Raw genomic sequence first — 25,584 nt, forward strand, 5'->3', positions numbered from 1 at the left:
AATCTCCCTGGACGGGTTGGGTGTTGACGTGAGTGAAGGTCGCAGAATCGGTGTTCTCCATGGTTCGTCCGGAGGAAGATGAACACTGGCGAACACTGCACCGTCCGGGGGACGAGCACATGCACGACGACGAGCAGAGCAAGCAGAATCAGGCACTCGCCGAATTGCGCACGAAGTTGAGCAACGGGCTGGCCCGCGCGGGGCTGAACAAGACACAGCTCGCCGACCGAGCGAGGCTGGGGCGGACCACGGTGTGGGAGGCGTTTCGGCCCGGGGGACCTGTCCCGTCGGCCAGCACGGTGGCGGCGCTGGCCCGTGTGCTGCAGCTGTCGCAGGACGAGCTGCTGAACTTGCAGCGCACCGCTGAGGAGGCAGCATCGGACTCAGTTGTGCAGGTCGTGCCGGGGCCAGGAAAGCCGATCAGCGAGTGGGATCCGCATCACCTGGAGGTCCATCCGGCTGTCCCAGTCCCGAACGGTTATGGCTCGAGTTCGCCGCGGCAGCGGGTGCTGCCGGGCTATGTGCGGCGAGCGCATGACCGGGTGTTGACGCAGGCGGTACAGGATGTCCAGGTGGGCAACAGCCGGACGGTGGTCCTGGTCGGCACCTCCTCGACGGGAAAGACGCGGGCCTGCTGGGAGGCTGTGCAGCCGCTTGCCAAGCTGGGATGGCGGCTGTGGCACCCTCTCGACCCGACGCGGGCTGACGCCGCTCTGGAGGGTCTGAAGCAGGTTCGGCCGTCAACGGTGGTGTGGCTGAACGAGGCCCAGCACTACCTCGGCGACGCTGCGGTCGGCGAGCAGATCGCTGCTACTGTGCGCGCACTGCTGACGGATCCCGGGCGGATGCCGGTCCTGGTGCTGGGAACTCTGTGGCCCGAGTACGCACGCCGGTACGTGGCTTTGCCCTCCGCCAGCGAAACAGATCTACACAGTCAGGTACGCGAGCTTCTGGCCGGTCGTACCCTCCACGTCCCGGACAGCTTCGATGCCAAGGCGCTGAGCGCGGCATCCGTCCTGGCCGAGGCCGGGGACCAACTGCTGGCGGACGCCCTCACCAGGGCTGGCGCTCATGGGCGGGTAACACAGGATCTGGCCGGTGCGCCCGAACTCCTGCACGCCTACGAAGATGGCACCCCTGCGGCGCGGGCGCTGCTGGAGGCGGCGATGGACGCACGCCGTCTCGGCGTCGGCCTGCACCTGCCGCAGACGTTCCTCACCGACGCCGCATCTGACTACCTCAGCGACACCGACTACGAAAGCCTCCCCGAGGACTGGGCAGAAGCCGCCTTCGCCGAGCTCGCCCGTCCCGTACACGGCAGGCAGGCGCCTCTGCGGCGCATCGTCGTCCGGCCTCACCGCCACCCTCCGGGAACACAGGCCTCCGCCGCGCAGCCCGGCCCGGCAGCAGGGCCGGACTTCAGGCTGGCCGACTACCTCGAACAGCACGGCCGCACCATCCGGAAGCGGTTGTGCCCACCTGCCTCCTTCTGGCACGCAGGCCACACCCACCTCATACGTCCCGACGACCTTTATGGTCTCGCCAAGGCAGCCGAGGACCGGCTTCGCCTTCAGTGGGCCCACCATTTCCACCACCGCGCAGCCATTGCTGGGCACCACGAATCCCTGATGCGCCTGAGCGGGAGACGAGACCTGGAAGGGATCTGGAAGGGACGCCAGGCCCTCTACCGTCAGGCCGTCGACGCTGGCGACATTAACAAGCTGCTCTATCTGGCTGGCGTGTGGGAGCCGATCGATTGGGACTTATCCGAGGCCCTCTACCGGCGGGCTGCCGACGCCGGCAGCAGCGAGGCCATGTACTGCCTGGCTATGGCTACGCAGGAGTGGGATCAGGAGGGCGCCGAGGCCCTATACCGGCAAGCTGCCGACGCCGGCTACGCCCGCGCCTTGCGCCAACTGGCCGTAATGCGGGAGAAGGCGGGGGACCGCAAGAACGCCGAGGCATTGGCCCGGCAGGCCGCAGACGCCGGCGACACCGGCGACACTCTGCACTACTTGGCCCTGGTGCGGGACGCGGCGGGAGATCGAGAGGGCGCCGAGGCTGTCTACCGGCAGGCCGCAGACGCCGGGCACTCCTCTACCCTGTACCGCCTGGTCGACTCAGCAGGGGAGTCGGGGGACCAGGAGAGCGCCGAGGCCCTGGCCTGGCAGGCCGCAGACGCCGGGCACACCGACGCCCTGATGTACCTGGCCATGAAGCGTAAGGAGGCGGGGGCCCGCAAGAGCGCGGAGGCCCTCTATCGGCAGGCTGCCGACGCAGGCAACACAGACGCCGTATATCGCCTGATTGAGCTGCGGGAGGAGTCGGGGGACCAGGAGGGCGCCGAGGCCCTGGCCCGGCAGGCCACCGACGCCGGGCGCACCTACGCCCTGATGTACCTGGCCATGAAGCGTAAGGAGGCGGGGGACCGGAAGGGCGCGGAGGCCTTCTACCGGCAGGCTGCCGACGCAGGCAACACAGACGCCGTACGTCGCCTGATTGAGTTGCGGAAGGAGTCGGGGGACCAGGAGGGCGCCGAGGCCTTGGCCCGGCAGGCCGCCGACGCCGGGCACGCCAACGCCCTGTACAGCCTGGCCAGATGGCCAGGAGAGGCGGGGGACGTGGTGCGTTATTACGGGCTGGACCCAGATGGCACCCCTACCTCACCCTGGCAGTGAAACCGCTCCCTACAGGCGACGATGGATTGCCCAACTCCCTATCCGTGCCACCCTCGCCCTGCCGGATGGAAGCACCGACCTTCCTCTGCCCGCCAGCGCGTAGCCGCACGAAGCAGGCGGAGATCAACCGCACCGGCATCGTCTGCACGCTGTATCGCCCGGGCACAGGTCAGTGCGGTCTGCCTGGGGAATCAAGCCGAGCAACTCTGAAGGACGCCCGAGCGCCGGATGGCCATTTCCAAATAGCGCCATCACTTTCTCCAGGACGGGCTCGAACTGCGGCGAGTCGCCGCGCTGCCCGGCCGTGACCACGATCGACATGGGCTTCTGACCTTGCTCGACAGCCAGGTGCAGCTTGGTCGTGAACCCGCCGCGCGAGCGTCCCAGTCCGTGATCTCCGGGCTCGGTGAACACGCCGCCCGGTGCTTCCTTCTGCAGGTCGCCCTGTTTGCGGGCCCCGGCCGCGTGCTGATGGGCACGGTACACCGTGGAGTCGACGCTCAGGTCCCACGTGATCGCGCCTTTTGCGTCGGCCAAGGCCTGAAGCCGGGTGAGGATGCGGTGCCAGGTACCGTCCCGTTGCCATCGGCGGAACAGGTCATAGACCCGGCCCCACGGTCCGTACTCGACGGGCACGTCCCGCCACGGGATACCGGTACGAACTCGGAACCGTATATGCCGTCGATCAGCTGCCGCCGAGGCCAGACCGGCGGCCTCCCCGACCTGGCACCCCTCGGCAGCAACGGCTCCAGCACCGCCCACTGCTCGTCCGTGAGATCTCCCCGCCCCATGAACCGTGATCATTCACAGCCCAAGATCCACTTTCGATACACGACCTAGTGGCGCTACCACGGGCATCGCGGACACCGGCATCTCCATCCCGTGTCCCGCCAGCAGGAACACGGGCCTACAGTCTGATCAGGAGCTAGCGACGGTCCCCGTCTCAACCTCCTCCCTGGTGCTGAACTGGCAAGGCAAGGGGGTAGGCGCCCGTCAGACGCAGATCCAGCAGTAGAGGCGATGCCCTCGCTCGACCGCCCGGCCCGCCAGGTCGATGGCCTGCTCGAGGAACTCCGCAAGGCCCTGTGGATCCGGCGGTGTGGGGAACACGTCCGATGCGGCCCATACCTGGGCCACGTGGTGCAATGAACCGTGGTCAGCGGCGGCGAACGCGTCACGCAGGGCATCTGTCAGCGACAGACGCAACAGTTGCCCATCGTCGGCCGTCGCGAGCAGGTGACCGTACCGCGGGTCCGCCTGGATGGTCTCGGCAGACCGGCCCGAAAGGATCACCTCCGCCGGCAGCAGGTCGACGGTCGGATCCATACCGTTGACGTCGAACCCGTCATAGCCCGGCGCGGTCGGTTCGTCGTCCTCACGCATCACGGCCCGGACCGCGTCGTCATCGTCAGCAGCAGCGAAGTAGCCATAGATGACTCCCATGCGGCGATCTTGGCACCCGCCCCTGACACCCGCTCTCGATCAGTCCATCACTCCGGAGGAACCGCACCCAACCCGGATCGCATGCGCCGTCGCTTCACATCGCCGGGTGCGGGGTCCGGTCGTCGCCGCGCAAGCGCGTGCTGTGAGTCGGGTGACGGCTGCGCTCATCGCCGTAACCACCTTTGAACGCGCGTGGCGTCGGCTATGCGGACTCCGACCGGCGTCCTCTCCTGCCGCTGTCGTCGCTGGTGGTGTCCGTACCGCCGGATCCTTGGGGCTGTGAACGCTGTGGCGCCTGTGCGTCTTGGGCCGCGGCGAGCGGCGCCAGGTGTGCCGAGGCACTGTCCAGCAGCCCGAGGTCGGCCTTGGTGTGCGCGATGGCGGCGTCGATCAGGACCGCGACCAGCGGCTCGGCGGCGTGGGCCCGGCGTTGCTGTGCCAGGCCGGCGAGTTCGGACAGGTATGTCTGCCGCTGTGCCTCGATCAGTGTGGTCAGGGCGTGCGGGCCCAGGGCGACGGCGCCGAGGAGTTTCAGGAACAGCTCGTCGCGGAAGCCGCCGACACGTACCCAGGCGCTGGTCGCCCACGTGTTCAGCTCGGTCCTGCCGGCCTCGGTGAGTGTGTAGAGGTTCTTGTCGGGCCGGTCGGTCTGCGTGACCTGTGAGCGTGAGACATAGCCGTCACGGACCAGCCGTTCGAGGATCTGGTAGAGGTGGCCGATGTTCAGGCCACCCCACTGCGGGCCGATGGCCTCCTCGAACCGGGCTTTGAGTTCGTATCCGTGGTTCGGCCGCTGGGTCAGTAGCGCGAGTACTGCGTGGTGGAGCGGCATATACCTCTCCCTTCGGCATTGCTCCCTCCTGCATTGTGACAACATACCCTTGAATTGGGACAATGTATGAGGGTGAGGCTGCATCTATGGCTGTGAGCGTGGCGTTGCGCGGGGTGAGCCGCCGGTATCCCGGGCTGACCGCTCTGGACGGGATCGACCTGGAGGTCGCGGCCGGCGAGGTGGTGATGCTGACCGGGGCCTCCGGTGCCGGCAAGTCCACCGTGCTGCATGTGACGGGCGGTATGGACCAGCCCGACGAGGGGTATGTCGAGATCGACGGCACGGAGCTGGTGCCCCGGAACCTCGACCGCCACCGGCGGCGTATCGGCTTCGTCTTCCAGCGCTTCCATCTGCTGCCCGCGCTGACCGCGCTGGACAACGTGCTCGCCCCCGTCCTGCCCCGCAGAGTGGACTTCGACCGGCGCGAGCGCGGCATGGAACTGCTCGAAGCGGTCGGCCTGGGAGACCGGTCCGACGCCCTGCCCTCGCAGCTGTCGGGCGGTCAGCAGCAACGCGTCGCCGTCGCCCGCGCGTTGGTCAACCGGCCGGGACTGCTGCTGGCCGACGAGCCGACCGGCAACCTCGACAGCGTCATCGGGCGGGAGATCATCGATCTGCTGATGTCGCTGCGCGAGCGGTACGCGATGACGATGCTGATCGCCACCCACGACGCGGAGGTCGCCGCCAACGGCGACCGGGTGGTGCGTCTGCAGGACGGCAGGATCACCTCCGACCAGCGGGTCACGCCGTCCGGCGACGTGCTGAACCGGCTGGGGGGCCTGCGCCCGTGATAACGATGATCCTCGATCAGCTCCGGCGGCGGCGCGGGCGGGCGCTGGCCCTGGCCGCCGGCATCCTGGTGGCGGCGACCAGCTTCACCCTGCTGACCGCGACGGTGAGCACCAGCAGGGCGACCACCGTGGGCACGGTCCGCAAGAACGCACGGTCCGCCTACGACGTCCTGGTGCGCCCGCCGAACTCGCAGACGGACGTGGAACGGCAGAGCGGACTGGTCGAGCCGAACTTCCTGTCCGGCACGTTCGGCGGCATCACCATGGACCAGTACCGGCGCATCCGCGGCATGGCCGGGATCGACGTGGCCGCACCGGTCGCCAACATCGGGTACCTCATGGTGATGAGCACCGTCACCGTGGACGTCTCCCGCTTCCTGGACAGCAAGGCGTCCCGGCAGATCCTGCGCATCAGCCCGACGCTCACGGCCGGACTGGGCGCCTATCGCACCTCCGACGAGTACGTCTACCTCACCCGCTCCCCCCTGACGTCGGGGTCGTCGTCGGATCAGGTCTTCCAGTCCGACACCCTGGAGAAGGGCGCGGTCGACAAGAGCACCCAGCGCTATCAGCTGAAGGGTAAGTACGACGTCTGCTTCTACTTCAACCGGGACAAGACCGAGCAGACGGACTTCAACCTGCAACTGCCGATGAGGCCGAACCTCATCGCCGAGGATCTCAGTGACAGGTCGGCGTTCGACCGGGACCTGAATTCGTGGATGAACTGTCAGTCCGGGCAGGGCAAGGCCACCATCGACGTTCCGGTCAGTTACCCCGTGCTGCTGTCCGCCGTCGATCCTGAGGCCGAGAACCGCCTGGTGGGCCTGGGCGGCGCGATCGCCTCGGGCCGCATGCTCACCGAGCAGGACAAGCCGTGGACGCTGCCGTCCTCCAAGAGCATCCACGGACAGCACGACTCGTACATCCCGGCGCTGCTCAGCAGCAGCCCGCTGACCGCCGGAACGCTCAACGCCGCCGTCGAGCGGCTCGATGTCGGTGACCCGGCCGAACTGCCCTCCAAACTGGGCAATCCGACAGCCGCCAGTTTCGTCCGCGGCCTGCACGGGACCCGTGTGGGCAAGGTCGGCGTCGATCTGAGCAAGGGCTACCGGAAGGCGCTGGAGGAGGATTCCTTCGACACCGGCGCCTACTGGACGGTGGGCCCTGTCACCTACCGCCGGGCATCCGACGGCGGCCTCGCCGTGCAGGCACAGCCGCGGCAGAAGCCCGGCCTGTGGGTGACCAACCAAGGACAGCGGCCCGTCCCCTACGTCCCCGAGGAGAACCAGGGCAAGCAGTACCGGAAGGTGGTCAGCCATGCCTCCACGGACTGCCTCGGCCTGGGATACTGCGACCAGGTCGACTCCGGGCGCCTGCCCAATCCCTTCGTCCGCCTGGTCGGCCGCTACGACACCGGCAAACTGCGCGGCTTCTCGACACTGTCCGACGTCCCGTTGGAGACCTACCAGTCGCCGCAGGTCACCGGCGCGGACCCCGCCACGCGCGCGGTGCTCCACGACAAGCCGCTGCGGCCTGACCGCAACCTGGGCGGTTACGCCAGCCCGCCGCCCACCATGCTGACGACGATGGACTCCATCACCGCGCTCACCAAGAGCCGCCGGGTCCCGAGCCTGCAGGACAAGGCGCCGGTCAGCGCGATCAGGATCCGGGTGGCCGGCGTGAGCGGCGTCGACACCGCTTCCCGTGCGCGGGTGAACGCCGTGGCCGGGGCGATCCGGGCCGCCTACCCCCGGCTCCAGGTCGACGTCACCGTCGGCAGTTCCCCCGCCCCTCAGACGGTGACGCTGAGTCCCTCGGCGCATGTGACGGAGCGCTGGGTCGCCAAGGGCGTGGCACTGCGGATCCTCAGGGCGGTGGACACCAAGAGCGCGGTGCTCTTCGTACTGGTCCTCGTCGTGTGCGCGCTCTTCCTCGGGCAGGCGGCGCTGGCTTCGGTGTGCTCACGCCGCACCGAGATCGGCACGCTGCGCTGCCTGGGCTGGAGCGGCGGTGAAGTACTCCGCCTGGTCCTCGGCGAACTGGCGGTCATCGGCCTCGCTGCCGGAGCCGCGGGCACGGTCCTCGCCTACGCCCTTGGCCGCATACTGGGACAGCCCGGCGCCGGCGCCAAGTCACTCCTCGTCCTGCCGGTGGCGCTCCTCGTGGCCCTGGCGGCGGGATTGATCCCCGCCTGGCTCGCCGCCCGGCTGGGGCCTATGGCAGCCGTCCGACCCCCTGTGACCGCGGCCCGCCGCTCCCGCCCGGTGGGTTCGGTGGCCGGACTGGCCGTGCTCAACCTGCTGCGGGTGCGGGGCCGCACGCTGCTGGGCGCGGCAGGGCTGGCGCTGGGAGTGGCCGCCTTCACCGTGCTGCTCGCCCTGACACTGGCCTTCCGCGGCGAGGCGGCCGGCTCGCTGCTCGGCAACGCCGTGGTGGCGCAGGCACGCGGGGCCGACTACCTCAGCGTCGCCCTCTCCCTGCTGCTGGGTGCCGCCGGCGCTATCGACGTACTGATCATCTCGCAGCGCGAGCGCGCCGCCGATCTCGCGGTGCTGCGGGCGACCGGCTGGACCAACCGCGAGCTGGCGATGCTGACCCTGTACGAGGGGATCGGACTGGCTCTGCTGGGCGGCCTGACCGGCGCGGTGGCCGGCCTGCTCGTGGTGCTGTCGCTCGGTCAGGGCGTGCTGCACGGACACCTCCTTGCGGTCGCCGGCGCCGCACTGCTGGCCACGCTTGCCGCGACCGCCCTGGTGAGCGCGGCTCTGACAGTCCCGATCCGGGGGCTGTCCCGGATCGCCCCCGCCCACCTGCTCGCCGCCGACTGACAGTGAGGATGTGACGTGGTGACGCTGCTGGTGGGTCCGACCCTCCGACTGACTGACGTTTCGACTGTCCTGTCTGGGATTTGTCGGCCCATCGGGTGTCACCACGCACGCGGCCGGACGGGCGCTTGTGACTTCATGGGAGCTTGGCCCAGAAGCCCCGTCACTGTCTTGTCCACCCGCCCGACCGGCGCGTGCCGCCCTCGGATCGGACACGCAAGGACGGACATGACCAGCATGACGCACGACGGCCGGCAGATCACAGGCGGAGTCGACACCCACGGCCTGACCCACCACGCCGCAGTGATCGACCGGATCGGCCGGCACCTGGCCGAGGGTGCGGATCCTGTCGAGTGAAGGCCGTTGATCAGGCGCCGAGTTGGTAGTCGTGCTGGTCGGTAGGTGCGCTGGTGCTCGGGGGTGTGGTGGTAGGTGAGGCAGTCGTCGAGGTCGCCGTTGGCTTGGACGGCGCGGAGTTCGAGGACGGCTTCGGCGACTACCTCACCTACCACCACACCCGCAAAACCCCAGCTCAACCGTCCCCCGAGAGGATCCACACCCAACGGCGACTTCGAGGACTACTGGAACTTCCACGTGGCCCGCGAACATCAACGCCTCTACCTCAGCCCTGACCAGCAGCACTACCGCCTCACCGCTTGATCCCGACCTTCACTCCAGAGGATCCGCACCCAACGAGGAAGGGGCTCAAAGACCACGTGGCCGTACAGAACCTGGACCCGGTTTTCGGGCTCACCCTGTCTCGGAGGCGATCCGCGAGGCGTCTCAAGTACCCACCGGGGACAGGCTCAAGATCGCGTCCTTAGTGCCCTTCGATGCAGGCCAGTACGCGTTTGGGGCGCGCATCGACCGCCCCGGCAGTCGGACGTCGGTCGACAGTAAATGTCTTGTGAACCGACGTTGACCCAGGCGAACGCGGTCAGTCCGGTGACCTTGAGGATCTGTCCTTCCACGATGCCCTTCGGCTCATCGGCGACCGCGATCTCGATGACGGAGATACGCCGTCCGTCCTGCCTCACCGTGACGGCGACCGTGTAGATCGTGTTGCCGTCCCGGTCCTTCTTCACCTCCTGTGTCTTGAAGTTGCTGATCAGGGTGCGAGCTGAGGACTCGAATGGAGTCCGTTGCGAGCGTCGAACTCGGCGCTCTCGGCTTGTACTCCAGCCGTAGATCGTGATCTTCATGCCTGAGTGGCTTGTCGACGGTAGTGGCTGGCCTGGGATCGGGCCTGGTGGCGGCGCCGTCAGTCGGACCAACCGAGCCGGTGGGCGGCATCGTGGACGGGTCGGACAACGAGTGTGATGAACAGGCGCTGGATCTCGTTGCAGGTGAGCGGAATGAGGGCATCGGGTGCGGGGCGGGTGTGCTCGTCTGCGCGTACGACGGCGAGGAAGGCGTGCGCGAGCATGGCGAGGGTGACCCAGCGGGACCAGGAGGCATAGCGGCGGACCTGGTGCTCGTCGAGTGCGGCCAGGCCCTTGCCCGACTGGAAGAACTCCTCCACCCGCCATCTTGATCCAGCGACTCTGACCAGCACGGTCAGCGGCACGGGTGCGGGCGAGTAGCAGCGGTAGTAGGCGAGTTCGCCGGTGCTGCGGTTACGGCGGATCAGCAGCTGACGACTCCCGGGTCGGGGGTCGGCGAGGTCGATGACTGCCCAGTCGTAGAAACGGTGGCCCTTGGCCCCGGCCCCTGCGGAGAGTTTCTGCCAGGCCCGCTTGGGCACCTTCTTGGCCAGGGTGTCCGCACGGAACCTCCCCGCCCCGGTGGTGACTTCGTGTGAGCAGGCCACCGCGAGGACGTAGCCGGTGCCGCGTTCCTCCAGTGCGGTTCGCAGCCTGGGGTTGCCGCCGTAGATCTCGTCGCCGGCGACCCATGCGGCCTGGTGGCCGGCGTCCAGGAACCGGGCAACCATACGAGTGGCCAGTTCCGGCTTGGTGGCGAAGGCGGTGTCCTGGTCGGGTCCGGCATACCGGCAGCGGTCAGGGTCGGAGGTCCATGAACGCGGGACGTACAGTTCCCGGTCCACTGCCGCGTGCCCGCGCCGGCCGGCGTAGACCAGGTAGACGGCGACCTGGGCATTTTCGATCCTGCCCGCGGTGCCGGTGTACTGGCGCTGGACGCCGACCGTGCCGGTGCCCTTCTTCGCGTCCCCGGTCTCGTCGACCACCAGTACCGCCTGGTCGTCGTGCAGGTGGTCCACCATGTAGTCACACACATCGTCGCGGGCCGGTCGGCGTCCCACTTGGCCCGCCTCAGCAGATGCTGTATGCCGTCTGGGGTCCTCTCCCCGGCCCATTCGGCGATGGTCCAGCAGTTCTTGCGCGGCAGGTCCGACAGCAGTCCGAGCACCAACTTCCGGATACGGAACCGGGGTTCGACCCGTGTGAACCGTCCCGCTATCCGGCTCATCAGGCCCTCGAACGCCTCCTGCCAGCGGGCAGGGTCTACGCTGTGACCTGCGGCCACCGCGTGATCGTTTGTCTTCACACACCGATGATCAACGGGTGGCCGCACCCGTCTCCACAGCGCGTCGGGGTCGCGCAGCGTCCGCCCGCCGTCCTGTGTCAGGAGGACATGTGCAACGTGGCGAAGTCTGGTGGGTGGAGTTCGACGAGCGGCGGCCGGTCGTGCTGCTGTCGGGAGACGACGCGTCCGGGATCCGGGTGATGCAGGTCGTCGCTCGGGCGGGTGTCGACATCACCGGTCTGGGCGTCGAAGTGGCAGTAGGCGCCGTGGAAGGACTGCCCTTTGAAGGCGTGCTTCGGTTCGCGTTCCCGCGTCCGGGCTTTACCCCTTGCACGTGGCTGACCACCGTGTCCCGGGACGACCTGATCGAGCGGGCGGGCGCCCTGTCCTCCGCGAAACTCAGCGAGATTGAGAACGCCCTCCGTCTCGGTGAGCAGGCGAAGGAGTGGACCCCGGCGACGACCGCGAAGCTCGGCGAGATAAGGAACGCCCTCCGTCTCGGTGGACTCGGGTAGGCGGAGAAGGAAACGGACGCCCGCGACGGCGTGGTCGGTCTCGTCCAGATGATCGACGCTGCCAGCTGCCTCCTCGGCGCCCCTCACGATCGAGATCACGAACTACGGCTGGAGTACTTGGGAGGCTTTGGGCCCACGGCGGCAGCCCTCCGATCTGCGTTGGACTGGTGGGGGAGCTGTGCTGCCGCCTACAACCGGTCTCCGCTGCTCCCTGTGGTTCCCCGCAGTATCGGGCACGCTGTCCGGCACGCCTGCCGCGCTGGTCGTCGATCCGTCCTGCAAGGTCACGGGACGGCCGGCCTGTCGGGTTTCCGCTCGCCGAGTTGAGGAGTTTCGGGCTTGGCAAGTCGGAGAGTCAGTACGTATGCGACGACCACGGCCACGATCACCAACGGCATCACGGTCAGTCCCACGGTACCCAGGAGCAGGGTGGCCAACAGGACTGAGGTCATCGGCAGTTTGAGCATGGCGACGCTCAGGGCGCCCATGCCGAGCGCGAAGCCGGTGGTGGCGTCGAGGCCGGGGAGGTGGGACATGGCCAGCCCGCCCGCACCGCCGACGAACAGGGACGGGAAGACGGGACCTCCCCGGAAGGCGCTGAGGGAGGCGCTGTATGCGAGGGACTTGAACAGGACGAGGAGCAGCAGAGTGCCGAGGGAGTAGGTGGCGTGGTCGGCTAGGAGGGGGCCGATGGTGCTCTCGCCGGAAAACAGCACTCCGGAGATGGGTTTACCGGTGATGGTGGTGTAGAGCAGGGCGAACAGTCCGATGCATACGCCCATCGCTACGGTGAGGGGCAGCCTGCGTCGTTGGACGTGCTTCTGCAGGTGCTGGCCGGAACGGCGGATGGCCTCGCCGAGGATCGCGGCGGCGAGGCCGGCGAGGATCGCCCAGCCGAACGCGGCGAGTGTCGGCCGGTCGGCGGGCGGCACCTGGGTCATGGACAGGGAGTAGGTGCCCAGTCCGGTCCAGTTGTCCAGGCCGGTGAAGATCAGGGAGCCGACGCCCGCGGCGAGCAGTCCGGGCACCAGCACGACGCCGAGCATCGGGCCGGCCAGGCCGGAGGCTTCCATGAGCAGGAACGCTCCGAGCAGGGGTGAGCCGAGGAGTTCACTGATCGCCGCGAAGCTGCCCGCTGCTGCGACGACGGCAAGGCCGGTGGGAGGGGTGTCGCGTTTCAGCATCCGGATCGCCCCGACCGCCAGTCCGCCGCCGAGGGCGATGAGCGGGGCCTCCGGGCCGAGGACGGCACCGAAGCTGAGCGTGGCGATCGCGGCGAGGGCCACGCCGGGCACTGCCGTCACCGACGGTGTACCGCCGGTCTTGAGTCCTTCGGCCGGCTCGTGCCCGCCCTTTCCGGGCAGATGACGGATGGTGAGGGCGACGATCGCGCCGGCCACGGCGAGCAGGGGCACGGCCCACCAGTCCGGTGTTCCGCTGAAGCCGAGGCCCTTGGGCAGGTCCTCGTAGAGCAAGGACTGGAGTTCGGAGACGAGAGCGAGGAACCCGTAGGCCACGCAGGAGATGGGGACGCCCAGCCCGGCCGAGATCACCAGCAGGGAGATGTAGCTGCGGCTGCGGACGATTTCGAGCGGGTTCTGTGGGGCGGTGACGGGTCCGGCCGACATACGCATCCATTCCTCGCAGACGGGACTGGGGCCGCAGGCTCAGACACCCCCGTCAGGTGCTACCACGGGGTAGGGAATCACCCCGGCTGCGGTGCTCGCGAGACCGCAGCGTTCACCCGTTTGAGCAGTTCGGGTGAGCCAACTGTCCGTCACGATGGTCTCGTCGGCGGCTGTGCTGGTGTTGGCCAGAGGTCATACGCTCACAGTGCGACGGTTGGCTCCGCTGGTCACAGACGGGGTGGCGCACGCCTTGTTGATGCCACGTCGGTCTTCCGCGTCGTCCCGGCGCAGAGCGCCAGATGACGAAGATGTCGATGGCGATCAGCACGAGAGCCCAGAACGGGTAGTACGGAAGCCACAGGAAGTTCGCGATCAGGCCGAGCCCTACGACTACGACGCCCACGGGGCGAGCCCATCGCCTGACCAGCGACACTCACAAGATCAAAAGGCTTGCAACGCCCCTGCGTATTACCGACGCCCAGCTTCGGGCAGCTCTGACGTTCAGGCGCGTAGGCTGATTCGGTGATCGTGAAGGAATCGTTCAACTTCCGCAGGACCGTGCCGTATGTTCGATTCGATTTGCTGCTTGCCGCGATTAGCGCCACTGCGACGTACCTGCTGGTCGACGTCGCCGAAATCTCCTGGCTCGCACTGCCGTCTTTGGTGGCCACTGTCCTTGGTACCGCTCTGGCTATCCTGCTCGCATTCCGCGCCAATACCGCCTACCAGCGCTGGTGGGAAGCAAGCACCATCTGGGCCCAGATCACCGGTCTGTCGCGCACCCTGATCCGGGTCGCACGGTCCCTCACCGATGCCAAGGTCGCCCAAGGTGCCGTCGCATCCGACGCCGTCCAAGCCTGGCAACGTGACCTGGCCGTCCGCCAGGCAGCCTGGGCGCACAGCCTGGCCCGAAAGCTACGCCACCAGGACGCCACGGCCGAAGTCACCCGTCTCTTGCCGGCCGACGAGGCAGACCTTGTCCTCGCCGCCGACAATGGGCCCGCCGTCCTGGCCCGGCTGCAGAGCCAGGCCATCTTCCGAGGCTATGCCGACGGAATCCTCGCCGGTCTGGACAACTTCCAGTTGGAGACTGCTTTGGCCGGACTGTCCGTCCAGCAGGCACTTGCAGAACGCATGAGCACAACGCCGATCCCTCGACCGCACGACTATCTCAGCCGTATGTTCGTCCACTGCTATGTCGTGGTTTTCCCGTTCGCGACTATCAGTGTCGTACCCGCCTACCAGTGGCTGGTGATTCCCACCACGCTCCTGATCGCCTTGTACTTCCGGCTGATCGAACGGGTTGGCGCCGCCAACGAGGAACCGTTCGCCAACCGCGTCCAGGATGTTCCCATCACTGCTCTGGCCATCAACCTCGAACGCGACCTGCTTGAGCTCATCGACGTTCCGGACCGCCCGACCAAGGCCGAGCCCGTCGACGGATACCTCTGGTGATGGTGAACCACCGCTTGCGCCGCGCTCGCCCGTACACGAGCACACGGACACAACCTGTCGGCTCCACCGTCCGGCAGGGGATCGTCACGGTCGAGATCTGCCATCCCTGGACCGCGGCAGACCCCAGTGCCGGCACCGCCGCGCACCGTCGGCCCCCGGGGGCGATCGAGACCCCGGCTTGCAGGCGCCGGTGGGGGCGGTTCTCATGGTGTGGGGCGCGTTCTCAGCCCCGGGGAGCCGTGTCGGCGGGCGCCTCCTGCGGAACCTGGGAAGCGTGAGTTCTGGGCCGTCAACTGTGCCACCGACCGCTGGAGGCGGAGATGGGCAGCGTGGAAGCGGGACCTGCCGGTCGGACGCCGCGCGCAGGGCGTCCGAAACCCACGGCAACATGACGGACGCATAGTGCAGGTCCTGGACCGGCCTGCGTGGCGCGCTCTTGGTGCGGGAGGGGTCGAAAAGGCTCCCGATACGAGCGGTCACCCGGCGGCGGGATGTAGTGGAGGAGTCGGCAGTGACAATCCCAGCGCGCACGCCCGAACTGCTCGGCCAGACCGTCGTTGTCATCGGCGGTAGCGCCGGCATCGGGCTGGAGACGGCCAAGCGTGCCCGGACCGAGGGCGCCGACCTCGTCCTTGTCGGCCGCGATCCCGGCCGGCTGGAGCGCGCGGCCGAAGAGCTCGGCACGCAGCGCACCGAGGCGTTCGACGCAACCGATCCCGCGGCCTTGGCAACGTTCTTTCATGACCTGCCGGCCCCGATCGACCACGTGATGGTGACGGCCGGCGGCCCGAGCTACGGGCCGCTGCTCGAAATGAGCGCCACAGAGGTACGGGACGCGATCAGCGATCACGCAGTGCTGGAGCTCGAGGTCGCGCGCAACGCCGTCGGCCGGGTGAGACCCGGAGGCAGCCTGGTGTTCATGGGCGGCACCGGAGCACGGCGCGTCAGCCGAGGTCTCGGGGCAGCCTCCGCCGCCACCAACGCGCTGCCTCCGTTCACCGCAGCCCTCGCACTCGAACTTGCACCGGTACGCGTCAACCTCATCGCGGCCGGCTTCGTCGACACCCCGCTCTCGGCCTCGCTGCTGGGCGACCGGATCGAGGAACGCCGCGCCGAGCTGCGCGCGACACTGCCGATCGGCCGCGTCGTCGGAGCCGCGGACGTCGCGGCGCTGGCCATCCACCTCATGGTCAACACGGCGTTGACCGGCGCGACATACGACATCGACGGCGGGCAGCAGTTCGTCTCATGACGAACACACCAAGACCAACGGAGTCGACATGACCGCAGAGCAGTTTCATGTCGTCGAAGTCTCCCCCTCCTATTGGCGGGTGACGTTCGACAACGGCCCGGTCAACCTGCTGGACCCTGACACTCTTGACCAACTCGGCGCGCTCATCGAGCGCATGGAGACCAGCCCGCACCTCACCGTGGTCGTGTTCCGCAGCGATACCCCTGGCTACTTCATGGCCCACTGGGACTTCGAGGCCGACAATGCCCGGGTGGCGGGGATGCGTCCCGGACCGACCGGCCTGCACCCGTATCTGGACAACTTCGTACGGCTCAGCAAGCTTCCAGCGGCGACGATCTGCGAGATCCGCGGCCGTACCCGCGGCGCGGGCAGCGAGTTCGTGCTCGCCACCGACATCCGCTTCGCTTCCGAAAGGGCGGTCCTCGGTCAGTTCGAGGTCGGTGTCGGTACCGTCCCCGGTGGCGGACCCATGGCACGACTCGGGCGGCTGGTCGGCCGGGGCCGCGCCCTGGAGATCCTGCTCGGTGGCGACGACATTCCCGCCGAGCAGGCCGCCCAGTACGGCTACGTCAACCGCCTCATTCCGGATGCCGAGATCGAGGACTTCACCGACGCGTTCGCGCGCCGCATCGCAGCCTTCGACAAGGTGGCGATCACCGGAATCAAGAAACTGGTCGATGTGGCCACCCTGCCCGAGGACAGCGAATTCGTGCCCGGCCTCCAGGCGTACTTCTCCACCGCCGGCCGCCCAGAACACCGGCCGTTCGTCCAACGCCTGCTGGAGAACGGCCTGCAGCAGCCCGACGGCATCGAGACCGACCTCGGCACCGCGATCGGCCGGCTGCGGCAGCCGTGAAACCGCCTACCGGGGAGTTACGGCCCCTTACGCGCTGACACAGCGTGGCAGGTTCAGATCACGTCCGTTGTCCCGTTGGGCACAGGCTGGTACGCGCAAGAGGTGCATCGGCCGCTCTGGCATCCGGATGTCGATCGACAGCAAATACCTCGTGAACCGGCATTGACCCAGGCCATCACCATGCCCCTGTTCTTCGGCTCCAACGCCCTCTACCCGGTGGCCGTCATGCCCGGCTGGCTGAAGGCCGTCAGCCTGGTCAACCCGCTCAGCTACCAAGTCGACGCCCTGCGCGGCCTGTTGCTCGGCACGCCCGCGCACCTGGCCCTCGACTACGGCGTCCTGGCCGTGGCCGCGGCCCTCGGTGTCCTGTCGGCCTCGTCGCTGCTGGGCCGACTGGCCAGGTGAGGCGGTGATCCCGGCCCCGCACGTTGATCGATTGGTGGGGCCGGGCGGGCAGGCTTAACGTCGATGGGGTGAACACCCACGTTCGCCGCCGACCCGCGATACAGGGCCATCCCCGATGACGGCCGATCACGTGACATCCTCCGAGTCTGCCGAGTCCCCGCAGCGGGGCCGAGGCAGCGGGATCGCGCTCCTCGTCATCGCCTCCTGCCAGCTGATGGTGGTCCTCGACATCACCATCGTGAACATCGCGCTTCCGCACATCCAGACCTCGCTCGGCTTCTCGACCGAGAACCTGTCCTGGGTGATCAACGCCTACACGCTGACCTTCGGCGGTCTGCTGCTGCTCGGCGGACGCTCCGGGGACATCCTCGGCAGACGCCGGGTCTTCATGTTCGGTGTGGTGCTCTTCGCCTTCGCGTCGCTGCTCGGCGGACTCTCCCAGGAATCCTGGCAGTTGCTCGCCGCACGCTCGCTGCAGGGCGTCGGCGGGGCCATCGCGTCGCCCACCGCGCTGGCGCTGATCACCACGACCTTCCGTGAAGGGCCGGAACGCAACAGGGCGTTCGGCGTGTTCGCGGCCGTCTCCGCGGGCGGCAGCGCCATCGGGCTGCTGGCCGGCGGCATCCTCGTCGAGTGGCTCGACTGGCGCTGGGTGTTCTTCGTGAACATCCCCATCGGCCTGCTGATCGTGCTCGCCACCCCCCGCTACATCAAGGAGTCCAAGCGCCACCCGGGCCACTTCGACTTCCTGGGCGCCCTCACCTCCACGCTGGGCATGGTGCTGCTCGTCTACGGCTTCATCCGGGCCTCGGAGAAGGGCTGGAGCAACCCGCTCACGCTCGCGGCCTTCGGGGCGGCACTGGTGTTCCTGATCGCCTTCATCGCCGTCGAACGCCGGTCGAGACAGCCCATCACACCGCTGTGGATGTTCCGCGACCGCAATCGCTCGGGCGTCTACGCGATGATGCTGAGCCTCTCCGCCGCGATCTTCGGGATGTTCTTCTTCCTGACCCTGTTCGTGCAGAACATCCTGGGCTTCAGCCCGCTCAAGGCCGGCATCTCCTTCCTGCCGATCAGCGCGATCATCGCGATCGGCGCGGGAGTCGCCTCGAACCTGCTGCCCAGGTGGGGGCCGAAACCCTTCATGGCCGTGGGCGCGGTCCTCTGCGCCCTGGGCCTCGGCTGGCTGACACTGACCGACGTCGACAGCACGTATCTCGGCAGCATCCTCGGCCCCACCCTCGTCTTCGGCTTCGGCATGGGCCTGCAGTTCGTGTCGCTGACGCTGATGGCCGTGTCCGGAGTCCAGCCCAAGGAGACGGGCGCCGCCTCCGGCATCCTCAACGCCACCCAGCAGGTCGGAGGATCCCTCGGTCTGTCCGTGCTGGTCACGGTCTTCGGCACGGCGAGCCGCAACGAGGCCACGAACCAGGTCGCGGACTTCCTGTCGACCGCGACCCCGGCCCAGCAACTGCAGTTCCGCAGGACGGGACAGCTGCCCGCGCCCTGGAGCGGCCAGGTGCTGACGTCCGGCATCACGGGCGCGTTCGTCGCCGCCGCCGTTTTCGCGGTCTTCGCCGCGCTGGTCGCCCTGATCGTCATCCAGGTGCGCCCCTCCGACCTGGAGCGGCTCCAGGGAGGCGCCGCTTCCATGACTCCGGCGGACGCGGCCGGCGACGCGGAGGGTGCCCCGACCGGTGCGAGTCCGGCGGGCGAGTCGGACGGCCGGGACGGCCCGCCCGGCTCCGGCTGACCCGGCCCCGCCCCAGAGGGTGCGCCCGCGGGCGGGCGCCCGAACCGCCCGACCGAGTCGAGCCCCGGCACCCGACCGAGCCGAACTTTGGCACGGGACCCTGGTGTCCCGGTGGCCGCGTCGCCGCCGTACCGCCGTAGCGGTGCCGCTGGCGTACCGCCGCTGCCGGGAGCGTCCGGCTCAGGGCAGCGGCTGTTCCGCCCAGATGACCTTCCCCTCGGGCGTATAGCGGGTGCCCCAGCGGTCGGTGAGCTGGGCGACCAGGAACAGGCCGCGCCCGCCCTCGTCCGTCGTCGCCGCGTACCGCAGATGCGGTGAGGTGCTGCTGCCGTCGAAGACCTCGCAGATCAGCGTGCGGTCCAGCAGCATGCGGACCCCGATGGGCCCGTTGCCGTAGCGGATCGCGTTGGTCACCAGTTCGCTGAGGATCAGCTCCGTGGTGAACGCCAGCTCGTCGAGGCCCCACCGGGCCAGCTGCCGACTGACCGAGGCACGCACCTCGCTCACGGCGGCCGGTTCGGACGGCACCTCCCACGAGGCGATGCGGTCGGGGCCGAGAGCGTGGGTCCGGGCCACGATCAGGGCGATGTCGTCGCTCGGCCGGGCCGGGAGCAGGGCGCTCAGCACGGCCTGGCAGGTGTCCTCCGGCGAGCGGTCGGCTCCGGCCAGCGCCGTGCGCAGCAGTTCCAGCCCGACGTCGATGTCCCGTTCCCGGTCCTCGACCAGGCCGTCCGTGTAGAGCACCAGCCGGCTGCCCTCCTCCAGTTCCAGCTCGGCCGTCTCGAACGGCAGACCGCCCAGGCCGAGCGGCGGGCCGGCCGGCACATCGGGGAACTCGACGCTGCCGTCCGGACGGATCACCGCGGGCGGCGGGTGTCCGGCGCGGGCGACGGTACAGCGCCGGGTCGTCGGGTCGTAGACGGCGTACACGCAGGTGGCGCCCGTGACGGCGGCTCCGGTGTCGTCCGGGAGCTCGTCCTGGTCGATCCGGCCGACCAGTTCGTCCAGAAGACCGAGCAATTCGTCCGGCGGCAGATCGAGCGCGGAGAAGTTGTGGACCGCCGTACGCAGCCGGCCCATCGTCGCCGCGGCCAGCAGTCCATGGCCGACCACATCGCCGACGACGACCGCGACCCGGGCACCGGGCAGCGGCAGCACGTCGAACCAGTCGCCGCCGACCCCCGCCTGCGCGGGCAGATAGCGGTAGGCGAGGTCGAGGGCGCTCTGGTCGGGCAGGGTGCGCGGCAGCAGGCTGCGCTGGAGGGTCACGGCCATCGTGTGCTCGCGTGTGTAGCGGCGCGCGTTGTCGATGGAGACCGCCGCACGGGCGACCAGCTCCTCGGCGAGGGCGAGATCGTCCGCGTCGAACGGATCGGGCTTCTCGGAGCGCCAGAAATTGACCACGCCCATGACCAGGGGCCCGACGCGCAGCGGGACCGTGATGAGGGAGTGGATCCCGTAGTCGACGACCTGTGCGGTGCGCTGCGGGTCCTGGGCCAGCCAGCCCGGGGCACCGCCTAGGTCGGGCTCGACCACGGCCTCTCCGGTACGCAGACTGTGGGCCTGGGGCGTGGAGGGGACGAACCCGATGTGCTCCCCGACCGGATAGAGCGGCGCGTCCTTGCGGATGCCGCCGGAGGCGGTGCGGCGCAGGCCGGCGCCCGCGTCCGGCTCCTGGCCGTTGAGCACGGCGTCGGCCAGGTCCACGGTGACGAAGTCCGCGAACCGGGGGGCGGCGACCGCCGTCAGTTCCTCGGCCGTCCTGGTGACGTCCAGACTCGTCCCGATGCGCACGCCGGCGTCGTAGAGGATCTTGAGCCGTTCGCGGGCGATGTCCGCCCGGCCGGAGAGCGCGCGCAGTTCGGTCGAGTCGCGGAGCGTGGCGACGCTGCCGGCCGGCCCGCCGCGCAGGTCCGTGGGCCGCTGGTTGACGGCCAGGAGCTGGTCCCCGACGAGATGCACCTCGTCGGTGGCGACGCGCCCGGAGGCCAGCAGCTCCGCGGTGCCCGAGTCGAGACCGAGTTCCTGGACGTGCTGTCCCTCGGCGTCCGCGGGCAGGTGGAGCAGGCGGTTCGCCTCGTCGTTGGCCAGGAGCAGCTGCCCCTCCGCGCCGACGATGATCACACCTTCCCGGACGGAGTGCAGCACGGCGTCGTGGTGCTCGTACATCCGGGTCATCTCGTACGGGCCGAGGCCGTGCGTCTGGCGCAGCAGGCGCCGGCTCACCAGCGCGGTGCTCGCGGTCGCCAGGGCCAGCGCCACGGCGGCGGCGCCCAGGACCAGCGGCAGCTGGTGGTCGGCCGTGCCGCCCACGGTCGCCGTGGTGATCCCGGCGGACACCATGCCGATGACCGTGCCGTCGGGTGCCTTGACGGGGACCGTGGCCTGCACCAGCGGTCCGAGCGTCCCGGTGATCTGCTCGGTGACGGAATGCCCGGCCAGCACCGGAGCGGTGGTCCCGATGAACTTCTTGCCGATCCGGTCGGGCTTGGGGTGGGTGTAGCGGATCGCGTCGGTGTTCAGTACGACGATGAAGTCCACGTCCGACGCCTTGCGGGCGGCTTCCGCGCTGGGCTGCAGAAGGGCCGTCGGATGGGGGGCGCCGAGGGCCGCGCGCGTGCCGGGCGCGTTGGCGAAGGTCTCCGCGACGGCGAGCGAGCGGTTGCGGGCCTCCTGCGTGCTGTCATGCCGCACCTGGAGTACCAGTGCGACCACCGCGGCGACGACCAGGAGCAGCACGATCACCACTTGCAGGACGAACACCTGTCCGGCGACACTGCGCCCGCCCAGGGCGGAACGTAGCCCGTTGGACGGGCCGTTTCTGTGCTTGCCGTCGTGTGGCCCACGCTCATGTTGCGCTGTACTGGGGCGGCGGGTCGACTGAGCCCGGGTTCGACCCAATAGTCCGACCATGAGCTATGTCTACACTGCCCGGCGTCCGGTGGCGAGAGGCGTCACGTTCCGTGATCGTTCGCTACGCCGGTCGGCAGGCCGGCCCGGCGCGGGCGACGCGGCTCGCGGGCGCGTGGACGCATGATGGAGACGTAGTCCTTCTTACCTGCATTTGTCGCTTCGGCGCGGAGGCCCTGATGAAGACCGTTGACCGCTACCGGCTGACCTTCACCCATCCCGGACCGGATGCGCGCATGGTGACGGATGAGGTGGTCGTCGAGCGGACGACTGCCCACGGACCGGGCGGCAACCCGGTGTACAGCGATCCCACGGGCATCCTCCGTGCCGAGATCAGCCCGGCGGGCGAGGTCCGCATGCTGGCCAGCGGCGCCTATCAGTCGCCGATCAACCCGGCCGCCGAACCGCTCTCCTGACCGGCGGTGTGCCCGGCCGGAAGCACACCGTCGGCGGCGGACGGCACCGCGTCGGCGGCCGGGAGCTCCCGCGAGAAGCGGAGGCCCGGGCGCCCGTTCAGCTCGATCTCGCCGGTCACGAGGAATCCGGCGCGGGCCAGAACCGTCCGGGATCCGGTGTTGTCGACGGTCGTGACGGCGCGCAGGGTGCTCAGGCCGTACGCGCTCGCCGCCAGGGAGCACATCTCCCGTACGGCGGCCGTGGCGAGCCCCTGTCGCGCGGCCCGCTCGGCGACGCGGTATCCGAGCTCGGCCGAACCGCGTGCCACGTCGACCAGGTTGACGCGGGCCAGCACCGCGCCGGAGTCGTCCACCACGAGATGGAAGTGGGCGACCCCCTCGGCCTGTTCGGCCAGACGCTCGTGGAGCAGGGCGTCGAACCGGGCGAAGAAGGTGTCGCCGCGGTCGGAGATCGACACGGCGAAATAGGCGCGGTTCTCCCGCTCGAACGAGAGCAGGGCGGGCGCGTGGTCGAGTCGCAGGCGTTCGATGCGGGGCATCACGCCATGCTAGGGACCCGTGCGTCCCCGGGCGCGCGGATTTCGGCGCGTGCCCAGGGACGCAGGCCGGCGCCAGCCCTAGGGGTTCTCGCCCTCCGGGTCGATGTGCGGGAGGATCCGGTCCAGCCAGCGCGGTGACCACCAGGCGCGCGGCCCGAGCAGCGTCATCACCGCCGGAACCATCAGGAGCCGTACGACCGTCGCGTCGATCAGCACGCTCACGGCGAGCCCGAGGCCGAGCATCTTGACGACGATGCTGTCGCTCAGGATGAACGCGGCGAAGACGCTTATCATGATCAGAGCGGCGCAGGTGATGACGCGGGCGGTGATCTCCAGGGCGTGCGCGACGCTCGCCTTCGCGTCCCCGCTGCGCAGCCAGAACTCGTGGACCCGCGACAGCAGGAAGATCTCGTAGTCCATGCTGAGCCCGAAGATGATCGCGAACATCATCATCGGCACGTAACTCTCGATGGGCACCTTGCCCGAGACCCCGAGCGCGGGCCCGCCCCAGCCCCACTGGAAGACGGCGACGACGACACCGTAGGAGGCGGCGATGGAGAGCACGTTGAGGACGGCCGCCTTCAGCGCGACGAGCAGGCCGCGGAAGACGATCAGGATGATGATGAAGGCGAGCCCCACCACCACGGCGATGATGAGGGGGAGCCGGCTGGAGACGATGTTCCGGAAGTCGACCTGGGCGGCCGTCGTGCCCGTGACGTAGCCCTTGGCGGAGGTCCCGGTCACCGCCTGCGGCAGGGTGTCGTCCACCAGACGGTTCGTCAGGTCCGTGGTGTCCTGGTTCTGCGGGGACACCTTGGAGTAGACGGTGCCCACCAGCACGTCCCCGTCCTGGGTGGCCGTCAGCGGCGTGACCACGGCCGCCCCTGACACGCCGTCGAGTGTCTTCTGCGCCTGTGACTCCAGCGAGGAACGCTTGTCCGACGGTACGTTCGTCTGGTCGATGACGACCGTCAGCGGGCCGTTGGAGCCGGACCCGAAGGAGTCCGACATGATGTCGAACGCCCGCCGGTCCGTGAAGGACTTGGGGTCGGCGCCGTCACCGATGTGCCCGAGCTGGATGGTGAACAGGGGGATGGCCAGCACGACCACCGTGATGAGGCCGCCGGCCAGGAACCGCCAGGGATGCCGCTCGACGCGCTGGGCGTAGCGGTGCCAGGTGCCGGTGGCGGGCGCCCCGGGTTCGGCGTTCGTCTCCGCGATCGGCGTGCGCACGTGATAGCGGTCGATGCGCTTGCCGACGAGCCCGAGCAGGGCGGGTACGAGCGTCAGCGCGCCGGCCACCGCGGAGACGACCGTGACGGCCGCCGCGAGGCCGAGTTTGCTGATGAACGAGACACCGGAGACCGACAGCCCGGCCAGGGCGACGATCACGGTGCAGCCCGAGACCAGGACGGCCCGTCCGCTGGTGGTGACGGCCCGGCCCGCCGCCCTCACCGGGTCGGCCCCGTTGATGAGGTTCTGCCGGTGGCGGGTGATCAGGAACAGGGCGTAGTCGATGCCGACGCCCAGTCCGATCATGGTGGCGAGCGTCGGTGACACGGTCGCGAAGGTGGTCGCGGCGGCGAGCAGCCCGAGGATGGCCAGCCCGCCCACGACGCTGACCAGGGCGGTCACCAGCGGCAGACCCGCCGCGATGACGCTGCCGAACCCGATGAGCAGGACGACGATCGCCACCGCGAACCCGATCAGTTCGCTGATCTTGTCGTTCGCCGCGGGCCTGGCCAGTTCGCCCAGCGGGCCGCCGTACTCGACGTCGACCCCCGCGGACCGCAGCGGCTGGACGGCGTTGTCCACGCCGTGGAGGTAGTCGTCGCCCAGGGTCGAGGGCTGCACGTCGAAACGGACCGTGATGTATCCGGTCTTCCCGTCGCTGGACAGCGGTCCGACGTTCTGCTGCTGGGACTGCCCCGAGGGCGGCTGGGACCCGGGCGGCGGCAGCGGGTTCTGTGCCGACATGACGTGCGGCAGCTTCTCCAGGGAGTCGACGGTCTGGCTCATCTGGGAACTCAGCTCGGTCAGCGGCTTCTGCGTGTCGCGCAGCACGACCTGGCTGCTGTAGCCGCCCGCGGCCGGATCGTGCTTCTTGAGTACGTTCAGCCCTTCCGTGGACTGCACTCCCGGCAGTGAGAAGTTGTCCGAGTACTGTCCGCCGAAGGAGTGGTTCAGCCCCTGCAGCACGCCGAGAGCGACGAGCCACGCCACGATCACGATCACGAAATGGCGGGCGCACCACTCACCCAGCCGCTGCAGCACTCCAGGCCTGGTCCGCCCGCTGGCTGAAGGGGCTTGTGTCGCCGACATGGGCAGCTCCTGCTCGAGGACGACTCCTCCGACTCCGTCATTAAACGACGCGACGATCATCGCGGCCCGCCGGGAATCACGGCGACTGCCCGCCGTACGGCGGTCGCGGATCGGCCGACCCGCTCCGGTCCCCTTTCGCGTCGGCCCGGACGGCGCCCTGGCGGGCCTGTCGGGCCGCCGGGTCCGGGCCGAACCGGGGGAGAGCACCCCGGACGGCACCGGACGGCATCTGCGTCCACGCGCGGAACGCGGTCCGGTCCGCCGACGTACCGGGCCGGGTCCGACGTACCGGGCCCGGTACGACGTGTCGTCGCCAGGGGGAACGCGGCGCGTGGCGGGGGTTTCGGTGCGTGGGCGTAGGGATAACCCTCGATCGCCCTCAACCGCATGTCATGGCTAGGTCAAAAGTGCGATCCTTCCCACACCTGTCGGACAGGTCGTCCATGGCCTGCCCACAGTCGCGTTCCCGCGCGCCCC

The 25,584-nt window shown here is 69.1% G+C and carries 18 protein-coding genes and 3 pseudogenes; 11 read left to right on the top strand and 10 right to left on the bottom strand.

Going from position 1 to position 25,584, the window contains the following annotated elements; translation table 11 throughout:
• Positions 1 to 32 precede the first annotated feature (32 nt).
• Positions 33 to 2,678 (top strand): hypothetical protein, encoded by a 2,646-nt coding sequence (locus OG780_RS39110; protein ID WP_328456341.1) that lies wholly within the window; start codon positions 33 to 35, stop codon positions 2,676 to 2,678.
• 201 nt (positions 2,679 to 2,879) lie between these two features.
• Here OG780_RS39110 and OG780_RS39115 read toward each other — a convergent pair.
• The 3 genes and pseudogenes from OG780_RS39115 to OG780_RS39130 form a co-directional block, all read right to left on the bottom strand.
• Positions 2,880 to 3,469 (bottom strand): annotated as a pseudogene (locus tag OG780_RS39115) (IS5 family transposase); the annotation flags it as partial.
• Between the two features lie 202 nt (positions 3,470 to 3,671).
• Positions 3,672 to 4,121, bottom strand: a complete 450-nt coding sequence (locus OG780_RS39125; RefSeq protein ID WP_328456345.1) for a hypothetical protein — start codon at positions 4,119 to 4,121, stop codon at positions 3,672 to 3,674.
• Positions 4,122 to 4,323: 202 nt separating this feature from the next.
• The gene (locus OG780_RS39130; protein ID WP_143600109.1) at positions 4,324 to 4,953 is read right to left on the bottom strand and encodes a PadR family transcriptional regulator; all 630 of its coding nucleotides are present in this window, start codon (positions 4,951 to 4,953) and stop codon (positions 4,324 to 4,326) included.
• An 86-nt stretch (positions 4,954 to 5,039) separates the two neighbouring features.
• Between OG780_RS39130 and OG780_RS39135 the strand changes: the two genes are divergently transcribed.
• From OG780_RS39135 to OG780_RS39145, 3 genes are all read left to right on the top strand, one after another.
• Positions 5,040 to 5,744 (top strand): ABC transporter ATP-binding protein, encoded by a 705-nt coding sequence (locus OG780_RS39135; RefSeq protein WP_328456349.1) that lies wholly within the window; start codon positions 5,040 to 5,042, stop codon positions 5,742 to 5,744.
• A gap of 5 nt (positions 5,745 to 5,749) precedes the next feature.
• Positions 5,750 to 8,572: an ABC transporter permease gene (locus OG780_RS39140; protein WP_328456351.1), complete on the top strand. Its 2,823-nt coding sequence runs from the start codon at positions 5,750 to 5,752 to the stop codon at positions 8,570 to 8,572.
• 225 nt (positions 8,573 to 8,797) lie between these two features.
• Positions 8,798 to 8,926: a hypothetical protein gene (locus tag OG780_RS39145; protein ID WP_257040128.1), complete on the top strand. Its 129-nt coding sequence runs from the start codon at positions 8,798 to 8,800 to the stop codon at positions 8,924 to 8,926.
• Positions 8,927 to 9,375: 449 nt separating this feature from the next.
• Here the strand turns inward: OG780_RS39145 and OG780_RS39150 are convergent, their stop codons facing one another.
• A complete protein-coding gene (locus tag OG780_RS39150; RefSeq protein ID WP_328456355.1) occupies positions 9,376 to 9,771 on the bottom strand; it encodes a hypothetical protein in 396 nt (131 codons plus the stop codon).
• A pseudogene (locus OG780_RS39155) lies at positions 9,768 to 10,999 on the bottom strand (IS701 family transposase). The gene OG780_RS39150 and the pseudogene OG780_RS39155 overlap by 4 nt, the downstream one beginning before the upstream one ends.
• A 167-nt stretch (positions 11,000 to 11,166) precedes the next feature.
• Between OG780_RS39155 and OG780_RS39160 the strand changes: the two are divergent.
• Positions 11,167 to 11,571: a type II toxin-antitoxin system PemK/MazF family toxin gene (locus tag OG780_RS39160; protein ID WP_328456357.1), complete on the top strand. Its 405-nt coding sequence runs from the start codon at positions 11,167 to 11,169 to the stop codon at positions 11,569 to 11,571.
• 284 nt (positions 11,572 to 11,855) lie between these two features.
• Here the strand turns inward: OG780_RS39160 and OG780_RS39165 are convergent, their stop codons facing one another.
• A complete protein-coding gene (locus OG780_RS39165) occupies positions 11,856 to 13,199 on the bottom strand; it encodes a chloride channel protein (RefSeq protein WP_328456359.1) in 1,344 nt (447 codons plus the stop codon).
• A gap of 112 nt (positions 13,200 to 13,311) precedes the next feature.
• On the bottom strand, positions 13,312 to 13,632 hold the full coding sequence (locus OG780_RS44770; protein WP_443062263.1) for a DUF7144 family membrane protein: 321 nt from the start codon (positions 13,630 to 13,632) through the stop codon (positions 13,312 to 13,314).
• 89 nt (positions 13,633 to 13,721) lie between these two features.
• On the opposite strand from OG780_RS44770, the gene OG780_RS39170 reads away from it, so the two are divergent.
• The 5 genes and pseudogenes from OG780_RS39170 to OG780_RS39190 all read left to right on the top strand — a co-directional run bounded on the left by OG780_RS39170 (position 13,722) and on the right by OG780_RS39190 (position 18,920).
• Positions 13,722 to 14,654 carry a bestrophin family protein gene (locus OG780_RS39170; protein WP_328456361.1) on the top strand — a complete coding sequence of 311 codons (933 nt, stop codon included), beginning with the start codon at positions 13,722 to 13,724 and terminating at the stop codon, positions 14,652 to 14,654.
• A 511-nt stretch (positions 14,655 to 15,165) separates the two neighbouring features.
• Positions 15,166 to 15,906 (top strand): SDR family oxidoreductase, encoded by a 741-nt coding sequence (locus OG780_RS39175; RefSeq protein ID WP_328456363.1) that lies wholly within the window; start codon positions 15,166 to 15,168, stop codon positions 15,904 to 15,906.
• Between the two features lie 28 nt (positions 15,907 to 15,934).
• Complete coding sequence (locus OG780_RS39180) at positions 15,935 to 16,762, top strand: enoyl-CoA hydratase/isomerase family protein (protein WP_328456365.1); 828 nt, start codon at positions 15,935 to 15,937, stop codon at positions 16,760 to 16,762.
• Between the two features lie 168 nt (positions 16,763 to 16,930).
• Positions 16,931 to 17,167: pseudogene (locus tag OG780_RS39185) on the top strand (ABC transporter permease); the annotation flags it as partial.
• Positions 17,168 to 17,282: 115 nt separating this feature from the next.
• The gene (locus OG780_RS39190) at positions 17,283 to 18,920 is read left to right on the top strand and encodes an MFS transporter (RefSeq protein WP_328456367.1); all 1,638 of its coding nucleotides are present in this window, start codon (positions 17,283 to 17,285) and stop codon (positions 18,918 to 18,920) included.
• A 180-nt stretch (positions 18,921 to 19,100) separates the two neighbouring features.
• Here OG780_RS39190 and OG780_RS39195 read toward each other — a convergent pair whose 3' ends face one another.
• A complete protein-coding gene (locus OG780_RS39195) occupies positions 19,101 to 21,833 on the bottom strand; it encodes a SpoIIE family protein phosphatase (protein WP_328456369.1) in 2,733 nt (910 codons plus the stop codon).
• 50 nt (positions 21,834 to 21,883) lie between these two features.
• Between OG780_RS39195 and OG780_RS39200 the strand changes: the two genes are divergently transcribed.
• Positions 21,884 to 22,246 (top strand): DUF6296 family protein, encoded by a 363-nt coding sequence (locus OG780_RS39200; protein WP_328456371.1) that lies wholly within the window; start codon positions 21,884 to 21,886, stop codon positions 22,244 to 22,246.
• Here OG780_RS39200 and OG780_RS39205 read toward each other — a convergent pair.
• Both OG780_RS39205 and OG780_RS39210 read right to left on the bottom strand, forming a co-directional pair.
• On the bottom strand, positions 22,207 to 22,785 hold the full coding sequence (locus tag OG780_RS39205; RefSeq protein ID WP_328456373.1) for a GNAT family N-acetyltransferase: 579 nt from the start codon (positions 22,783 to 22,785) through the stop codon (positions 22,207 to 22,209). The two genes, OG780_RS39200 and OG780_RS39205, sit on opposite strands and share 40 nt — an antisense overlap.
• Positions 22,786 to 22,863: 78 nt before the next feature.
• A complete protein-coding gene (locus OG780_RS39210) occupies positions 22,864 to 25,107 on the bottom strand; it encodes an MMPL family transporter (RefSeq protein WP_328456375.1) in 2,244 nt (747 codons plus the stop codon).
• Between the last annotated feature and the right edge of the window lie 477 nt (positions 25,108 to 25,584).

It is taken from the genome of Streptomyces sp. NBC_00386 (assembly GCF_036063235.1).
In the GTDB taxonomy this organism is placed as follows: Bacteria; Actinomycetota; Actinomycetes; order Streptomycetales; family Streptomycetaceae; genus Streptomyces.